Genomic DNA, 6,569 nt, shown 5'->3' with positions numbered 1-6,569 from the left:
AAACTACTGATTAGGTAATCTGAGTATAGGTCTAAGAACTTTCTGTCCATACCTTTCAACCTCTGTCGGAGTCTATCTTTACTCTACTCTGTTTTCCTTCCACGTAACATCAGTTATATGATACAAAAAGAAGCATCTTCTCTTCAGCAATGGCAAATTTGCTTGAAGGAATTGGTAGAATGTCCAGAGAAAGTATAAGTATTAATGTTTGAAGACCTTGATATTTCAAGTGGAGATAAGATCAAGCATTTTACTACTATACGATTGCTCTTTAATTATTCTCAATTGTTATCACAAGCTCGTAGAGATTTATCAGTTGCAAACGACCGCATTGATGACCTAGAATCACTCACTGATGAACTAGCTAACGAGCTTGCACTAAAAGAACATCAACTCAATCAAATGAGATATCATGTCGAAGAATCTAATGTTTTAGGAAGCTGGCAGCGAAAAAACTCATGGGATAGCAATTCTAGATTCTGAAACTACTAAATATATCTGACAAAACAATACGTTGGATCGGGTGCGATCGCTTTGTGTTGAGATTTAGAGCGATTTTCAATCATTCTTTTCTCTTTTCTGGCGCACAAAAGACCGAAAATCATCCATTGTCAATTGCTCTAATCCCTGATGACGTTCCTTGGTATAGTCGCCAGAACCAGACTCAAACCTTAACAAAAATCTTGCAGCCCCAGCATAGCCCAACTCTTGAATCAAAGCTTTGTAGCCACGTCTAGAAATTTCACTAACTTTCATCACTAACCCTCCTAAATTTACTCTTGATTTTCCATTAACCAAGTTACTGGATTAGAAACCCTAACCTTAATGTTACCAGCATAGCTTATTGCTTTCCTGAGTAGGCGATCGTCTGTCGTCAGAAAAACCGTTGCATCGGAAGCCTCGGCAAATGCTAAATGTAAAGCATCATAGAGCGTAAAGCCTAATTTACAAAAACTCTCTGCCCTATCTTCAATATTAGCGGTTGTCTCAACAAAAATCTTTGCTGCATTCAAAAAAGCAAAAACTTGTTCGCGACCCTCAACATTAGGAATCCTCTGTAACTCGAATTCTAGTGCATCACTACTAATTAAAGACATTTCCCCGCGATCGCAACATTCTAAAATGGTAACAACTGCTTCTGTCTCTAATCTAACTCGATATTGCGAAGGATTATCCAAAAGCCGACAGAAACAGCAAGCATCCAGATAAATAGATGGAGATTTATTCATAACACCTCAAACCTCACATCCATACCCGCACGCACCAACATCATCACCAACTTATCAATGCTAAACCTCTCAATATCGCCATTGAACAAATCGCTAATCCGAGGTTGAGTTTCACCAAAAAATAAAGCCGCTTGTTTTTGCGTCCATCCTTGAGACTGAATGAACCGCTTAATATTCAACATCAAGTTCGCCCGAATTTTGAGATTAAGAGCCTCTTCTGGCGCAAAGCCCAAGTCCTGAAACACATTGTCGCTACCTTGAATAACTTCAGGGATTTGATTCTGAGTCATTTATTTGTTTTTTGATTTGTTGAGTTACATCTAATATACCTTATTTGGCATATTCATAACTAATCCACTTCACAAAAAAGGGAGCGCTTAGCGCTCCCTTTTTTGATTATGTTCCTTCAGTCCAAGAATTGAGATAGTGAACTTGCTCAGGAGTGAGCGTATCAATGGTGATACCCATTGCTTGCAACTTCAAACGCGCAATCTCTTGGTCAATGTCCTTAGGAATTGGCACAACACCAGCAGGTAAATTGCCCTTGTTCTTAACGAGGAATTCACAGGCAAGAGCTTGGTTTGCGAAGCTCATGTCCATAACACTTGCAGGGTGACCTTCAGCAGCAGCTAGGTTAACTAGGCGACCTTCACCGATGACGATGACGGACTTGCCAGACTTAAGTTGGTACTCTTGAGTAAAGTTACGAACGAAGCTTGCCGATTCGCTGAGATCATTGAGAGCAACTAGGTCAATTTCTAGATCGAAGTGACCAGAGTTAGCCACGATCGCACCATCTTTCATGGTTTCAAAATGTTCGCGACGGATGACGTGCTTGTTGCCAGTAACGGTGATGAAGATATCGCCAATCTTTGCAGCTTCGTCCATAGGCATGACACTAAATCCATCCATAGCAGCTTCGATCGCTGCAACAGGATTGATTTCGGTGACAACTACGTTTGCACCCATACCGCGTGCGCGGAGAGCAACACCCTTACCACACCAGCCGTAACCAGCGACGACAATCACTTTGCCAGCTAGCAAAATATTCGTAGCGCGGATAATGCCATCAAGGGTAGATTGACCAGTACCGTAGCGATTATCAAAGAAATGCTTAGTTTCTGCGTCGTTAACCGCGATCGCAGGGAAGGTCAACTTGCCATCGCGGAACATGGCATTGAGGCGAACTAAACCTGTGGTGGTTTCTTCGGTAGTACCGATGATTTCAGGAATTTGATCGGCGTGGTGAAGTACGAGAGTTGTGGTTACATCGCTACCGTCATCAACGATGATGTGGGGACGGTGAGCTAGCGCCATTTCAACGTGACGATGGTATGTGGCGTTGTCTTCGCCTTTGATAGCAAATACCGAAATCCCGTGATCGTAAACCAAGGAAGCAGCAACGTCATCTTGGGTAGAAAGAGGGTTGCTGGCGATCAATACGGCATCAGCACCTGCTGCCTTAAGAGCGATCGCGAGGTTGGCGGTTTCAGTGGTGACGTGGCAGCAAGCAGCGATGCGAATACCTGCAAGGGGCTTTTCGGCAGCAAAGCGATCGCGGATTTGGCGCAATACGGGCATTTCGCGGCTAGCCCATTCGATACGTTGTTTGCCTAGAGGTGCAAGAGAAATGTCCTTAATTTCGTGCTTAACGGTCACGGTTTCAGGCGCAATGGTAGTGGTCATGTATTGAGTTGAATTTTTTACAAAATTTAACTTTATTATAGGTCAAGCAACATCGTTATAAATGAGGTTAATGGCAATCGCCATTAACCTCATTTATAACGATGTTGCTTGCATTAAACCAAGAAGACGAGTTGCGGCGCAAAGCGCCGCAACTCGTCTTCTTGGTTCGGTATTGGGCGCAAACTCCTGTAATACACTTGGCGCTAGCTACAATTTGGAGTCCTATGGCGACAGTAAATGCTCTCAAAAATTCCCTAAATAACCTTACTAGTCCGATCAAAGCGGTAGAACTATCGCGATTTTTTAAAACTGGCAAAGGTGAATATGGTGAAGGCGATCGCTTTTTGGGAATTACAGTGCCTGAACAACGAAAATTGGCAAAGCAATTTATCGGGCTTGACTTTGGCGATTTAGAGCAGTTATTGCAAACGGAAATCCATGAATATCGACTAACGGCTTTGTTAATTTTGACTGAGCAATTTGCTAAGGCAGATCCAAATCAACAACAGAAAATTGTGGAGTTTTATCTAGATCACACCGCATTGATTAATAATTGGGACTTAGTGGATGTGAGTTGTTACAAAATTTTAGGTGTTTATTTGTTAGATCGCGATCACCAAATTTTGCATCAATTAGCCCAATCATCTAACCTTTGGGAGCAGAGAATCGCGATCGTTTCGACTCTGAAATTTATCAAACATGGGCATTATGCCGATACTTTGCAAATTGCTTTGACTTTACTAAACCATTCCCATGACTTAATTCATAAAGCCGTTGGTTGGATGTTGCGGGAAGTGGGCAAACAGGATCGACAAATTTTAAAGGAATTTCTCGATATATATCACCAACAAATGCCACGGACGATGCTGCGCTATGCGATCGAGCATTTTGCAGAACCAACCCGCAAAGCCTATTTAAAACGCCCCAAATAAAGGCATTCCTTATCCCAATAATATTGTGGTGCTTTGCACCGCAATATTATTGGGAACGGACATCTTGGCAATATTGCTTAACTGCATCGGTAATCGTGCTTTGCAAATCGGCATACTTCCGCGCAAAGGGGGGCTGCCAATCGGACAAGCCCAAAACATCGTGGGTAACTAAAATTTGTCCATCACAGCCTGTGCCAGCACCAATGCCAATGGTCGGCACAGGAATTAACTCGGTAATTTGGGTTGCTAATTTCTCTGGAATATTTTCTAATAACAACGCAAAAATCCCCGCTTCGACCAGAGCCTTAGACTGATGCAAGATTTCCTGCGCCCCTTCAGGAGTGACACCTTGGACGCGATAGCCAATGCGATGTACCGATTGGGGCGTTAGCCCCACATGCCCCATCACAGGAATACCGACTTGGACAAGGCGGCGAATCGTTTCTACCATTTCAGGATATCCGCCTTCGAGTTTGATCCCTTTAGCATCGGTTTCTTTAAAAATTCTACCCGCCGATCGCATGGCTTCTTCGGTGCTGACCTGATAGCTTAAAAAGGGCAAATCTACGATCAATAAAGCGTTTTCAATCCCGCGTCCGACCGCTTGGGCGTGGCGAATCATATCGTCGAGAGTGACTGGCAACGTATTTTTGTATCCTAAAGCCACCATTGCCAAGGAATCACCAACTAAGACCAGATCCACGCCAGCTTTATCTAATAACTTAGCGATCGCATAGTCAGTTGCCGTTAAAGCTGCAATTGATTTCTTTTGTTGTTTCCATTTTTGCAGTTGGGCGATCGTGACTGGCATCGTAGCATTCCTCGGGACTTAGCTGAAAAAACACATGAACAGAGCTAATCATGTCCTACTATCTAATGTAAACTTTTTAAAGCAAACGTAAAAGCTTAATTGAGTTCGGTACGAGAAGCAAACATTATGCAAGTTGGACAAAAGGTTCGTGTTCGTAGTTTCAAAGATGGTAGTGGTAAGGCTATCTCTAACAAAATCGGTGAAGTTGGCGTAATCAAAGAAGAGAAGATTATGGATGGTAGCAAATGGGGCTACATCGTTAAATTTTCTGATAGCTCTAAATCTTGGTTCTTTGCAGATGAGTTAGAATCAGTAGCCTAAGCAGCTAGGCGTAATTAAAAAAACAGAACCAAAACCTGTGGCGCACGCGCACGATGCGCCACAGGTTTTGAGAATTTATATTATCTACGCCTCAATACTTACATGAATCATGAGCAACCTTTTCTCCAAACTGGTTTCTCTAAATTGATGATGATGTAATTTTTAAATTTAATTAACCACTTGCCCTATGGCCGATATTAACCGTCAAGATATCATTCGGGGCATGATGGCAGAGGTTGACGGACTAAGCTACAGCATGGCTTCAGCCAGTCTTGAGGCAGTTTTAACCTGCCTCACCCAATCTCTAGCCAATCACCAATCTATTATGTTGAGTGATTTTGGCAAGTTTGGAATAAGACACCGTTGCGCTCGTTCGGGAAGTCATCCTCGCACACATCAGCCAATTACGATTCCCGAAGTTACAATTCCTCATTTCACGCCCAGCCCTCATCTAAAAAAGCTGGTGCAAAAGTCTACAGAGCAATCCCCATGAGCCTAATTCTCACATTTCTCGGTAAAGGTGGTGTTGGCAAAACGACCACAGCGATCGCTGTGGCGCGCGCTTTTGCCGCTCAAAATAAACGAGTCCTTTTAGTCGGTCAACAAGCAGGAGATAGTCTCAGCATGAGGCTCAATGCTGAACTATCTGCTGATCCGCAATTGATCGCCCCAAATTTTACGGCTGTGCAGTTACAGTCCACAGTTCTCCTTGAAAGGTATTGGGACAGGATGAAAAATCTTGAAACTCAATATCTGCGAACTCCTTTTTTTAAGGAAGTCTATGGACAAGAATTGGGAATCTTGCCGGGAATGGATTCGGCTCTGGGTTTAAGTTTTTTGCGAGAACGTGATGCTGAAGGTAATTATGACGTAATTATTTACGATGGCGCTAGCGATCTGGAAACTTTACGCATGTTGGGAATGCCCGAAATTTTGGGCTGGTATCTCCGCCGCTTCAAACAGGTATTAACTGGTTCTGCCCTTGGGCAAGCAATTTCTCCCTTTGTGGAACCAATTTTAAGAAGTATTTTACAAGTTTCCAGTACCGATGACATTTCCCAGCAAGCGGGAGAAATGTCGTCAGTATTAACTAGGGGACAAAAAGCGGTTAATGATCCTCATCGCGTCGCCGCTTATTTAGTAACTACCGATGATCCCTATGCGATCGCCACCGCCAAATATCTATGGGGCAGCGCTCAACAAGTCGGTTTAACAATTGGTGGCGTATTAGCGAGAGGAACTATCCCCGAAGCGGACTTTGCACCGCTTGCGATTAGCCAAATTCCCGATCAAGTAACGGAATTAGCGATAGGCGATGCAACCCTTGCACCCAAACCTATCGAAATCAACACCATAACTAAGCAAGTTAAGTTATTTTTGCCAAGCTTTAATAAAAAACAGGTCAAACTAATCCAGTTAGGACCCGAAGTCACCATCGAAGCGGGTGATCAACGCCGCAATATCTTCTTACCCAATGAGCTTGCTGGAAAACAAGCCACAGGTGCAAAATTCCAAGATTCCTATCTAATTATTTCCTTTGGTTAGTCAGTTCCTGCCAGCTACCGTATTTATAGCTGTGGTCACTTTAAG

Annotated in this window: 11 protein-coding genes; 6 read left to right on the top strand and 5 right to left on the bottom strand. The window is 43.2% G+C overall.

The genetic code is table 11. The features are described 5' to 3' along the window. Positions 1–204 precede the first annotated feature (204 nt). Complete coding sequence (locus H6F42_RS08205; protein WP_190398870.1) at positions 205–483, top strand: hypothetical protein; 279 nt, start codon at positions 205–207, stop codon at positions 481–483. A 75-nt stretch (positions 484–558) separates the two neighbouring features. Here the strand turns inward: H6F42_RS08205 and H6F42_RS08200 are convergent, their stop codons facing one another. From H6F42_RS08200 to ahcY, 4 genes are all read right to left on the bottom strand, one after another. Next, the gene (locus H6F42_RS08200) at positions 559–756 is read right to left on the bottom strand and encodes a hypothetical protein (RefSeq protein WP_190398869.1); all 198 of its coding nucleotides are present in this window, start codon (positions 754–756) and stop codon (positions 559–561) included. A 17-nt stretch (positions 757–773) separates the two neighbouring features. Then, positions 774–1,229 (bottom strand): PIN domain-containing protein, encoded by a 456-nt coding sequence (locus H6F42_RS08195; RefSeq protein WP_190398868.1) that lies wholly within the window; start codon positions 1,227–1,229, stop codon positions 774–776. After that, a complete protein-coding gene (locus H6F42_RS08190) occupies positions 1,226–1,519 on the bottom strand; it encodes a helix-turn-helix transcriptional regulator (protein WP_190398867.1) in 294 nt (97 codons plus the stop codon). The genes H6F42_RS08195 and H6F42_RS08190 overlap by 4 nt, the downstream gene beginning before the upstream one ends. A gap of 106 nt (positions 1,520–1,625) precedes the next feature. Continuing rightward, positions 1,626–2,915 carry an adenosylhomocysteinase gene (gene ahcY, locus H6F42_RS08185; RefSeq protein ID WP_190398866.1) on the bottom strand — a complete coding sequence of 430 codons (1,290 nt, stop codon included), beginning with the start codon at positions 2,913–2,915 and terminating at the stop codon, positions 1,626–1,628. Positions 2,916–2,985: 70 nt separating this feature from the next. On the opposite strand from ahcY, the gene H6F42_RS08180 reads away from it, so the two are divergent. Together H6F42_RS08180 and H6F42_RS08175 are read left to right on the top strand one after the other, a co-directional pair. Beyond that, a complete protein-coding gene (locus tag H6F42_RS08180; RefSeq protein WP_190398865.1) occupies positions 2,986–3,177 on the top strand; it encodes a hypothetical protein in 192 nt (63 codons plus the stop codon). Further along, the gene (locus H6F42_RS08175) at positions 3,140–3,847 is read left to right on the top strand and encodes a DNA alkylation repair protein (protein WP_190398864.1); all 708 of its coding nucleotides are present in this window, start codon (positions 3,140–3,142) and stop codon (positions 3,845–3,847) included. Before H6F42_RS08180 ends, H6F42_RS08175 begins: the two co-directional genes overlap by 38 nt. 46 nt (positions 3,848–3,893) lie before the next feature. Here the strand turns inward: H6F42_RS08175 and panB are convergent, their stop codons facing one another. After that, positions 3,894–4,658, bottom strand: coding sequence for a 3-methyl-2-oxobutanoate hydroxymethyltransferase (panB, locus tag H6F42_RS08170; RefSeq protein WP_190398863.1), 765 nt, complete (start codon positions 4,656–4,658; stop codon positions 3,894–3,896). Between the two features lie 126 nt (positions 4,659–4,784). Between panB and H6F42_RS08165 the strand changes: the two genes are divergently transcribed. From H6F42_RS08165 to H6F42_RS08155, 3 genes are all read left to right on the top strand, one after another. Further along, the gene (locus H6F42_RS08165) at positions 4,785–4,979 is read left to right on the top strand and encodes a cytochrome b6f subunit family protein (RefSeq protein WP_190398862.1); all 195 of its coding nucleotides are present in this window, start codon (positions 4,785–4,787) and stop codon (positions 4,977–4,979) included. A 187-nt stretch (positions 4,980–5,166) separates the two neighbouring features. After that, positions 5,167–5,472, top strand: coding sequence for an HU family DNA-binding protein (locus H6F42_RS08160; RefSeq protein ID WP_190398861.1), 306 nt, complete (start codon positions 5,167–5,169; stop codon positions 5,470–5,472). Beyond that, complete coding sequence (locus tag H6F42_RS08155; protein ID WP_190398860.1) at positions 5,469–6,524, top strand: ArsA family ATPase; 1,056 nt, start codon at positions 5,469–5,471, stop codon at positions 6,522–6,524. Before H6F42_RS08160 ends, H6F42_RS08155 begins: the two co-directional genes overlap by 4 nt. The last annotated feature ends 45 nt before the right edge of the window (positions 6,525–6,569 follow it).

The sequence above is a fragment of the Pseudanabaena sp. FACHB-1998 genome, assembly GCF_014696355.1.
GTDB lineage: Bacteria > Cyanobacteriota > Cyanobacteriia > Pseudanabaenales > Pseudanabaenaceae > Pseudanabaena.
This window is presented reverse-complemented; position numbering and strand designations above follow the sequence as displayed.

Bases quoted from the DNA above. Each gene is read 5' to 3' on its own strand.
- H6F42_RS08180 (WP_190398865.1), top strand. From the start codon at position 2,986: ATGGCAATCGCCATTAACCTCATTTATAACGATGTTGCTTGCATTAAA.
- H6F42_RS08205 (WP_190398870.1), top strand. From the start codon at position 205: ATGTTTGAAGACCTTGATATTTCAAGTGGAGATAAGATCAAGCATTTT.
- H6F42_RS08155 (WP_190398860.1), top strand. From the start codon at position 5,469: ATGAGCCTAATTCTCACATTTCTCGGTAAAGGTGGTGTTGGCAAAACG.
- H6F42_RS08190 (WP_190398867.1), bottom strand. From the start codon at position 1,519: ATGACTCAGAATCAAATCCCTGAAGTTATTCAAGGTAGCGACAATGTG.
- H6F42_RS08165 (WP_190398862.1), top strand. From the start codon at position 4,785: ATGCAAGTTGGACAAAAGGTTCGTGTTCGTAGTTTCAAAGATGGTAGT.
- ahcY (WP_190398866.1), bottom strand. From the start codon at position 2,915: ATGACCACTACCATTGCGCCTGAAACCGTGACCGTTAAGCACGAAATT.
- panB (WP_190398863.1), bottom strand. From the start codon at position 4,658: ATGCCAGTCACGATCGCCCAACTGCAAAAATGGAAACAACAAAAGAAA.
- H6F42_RS08175 (WP_190398864.1), top strand. From the start codon at position 3,140: ATGGCGACAGTAAATGCTCTCAAAAATTCCCTAAATAACCTTACTAGT.
- H6F42_RS08200 (WP_190398869.1), bottom strand. From the start codon at position 756: ATGAAAGTTAGTGAAATTTCTAGACGTGGCTACAAAGCTTTGATTCAA.
- H6F42_RS08195 (WP_190398868.1), bottom strand. From the start codon at position 1,229: ATGAATAAATCTCCATCTATTTATCTGGATGCTTGCTGTTTCTGTCGG.
- H6F42_RS08160 (WP_190398861.1), top strand. From the start codon at position 5,167: ATGGCCGATATTAACCGTCAAGATATCATTCGGGGCATGATGGCAGAG.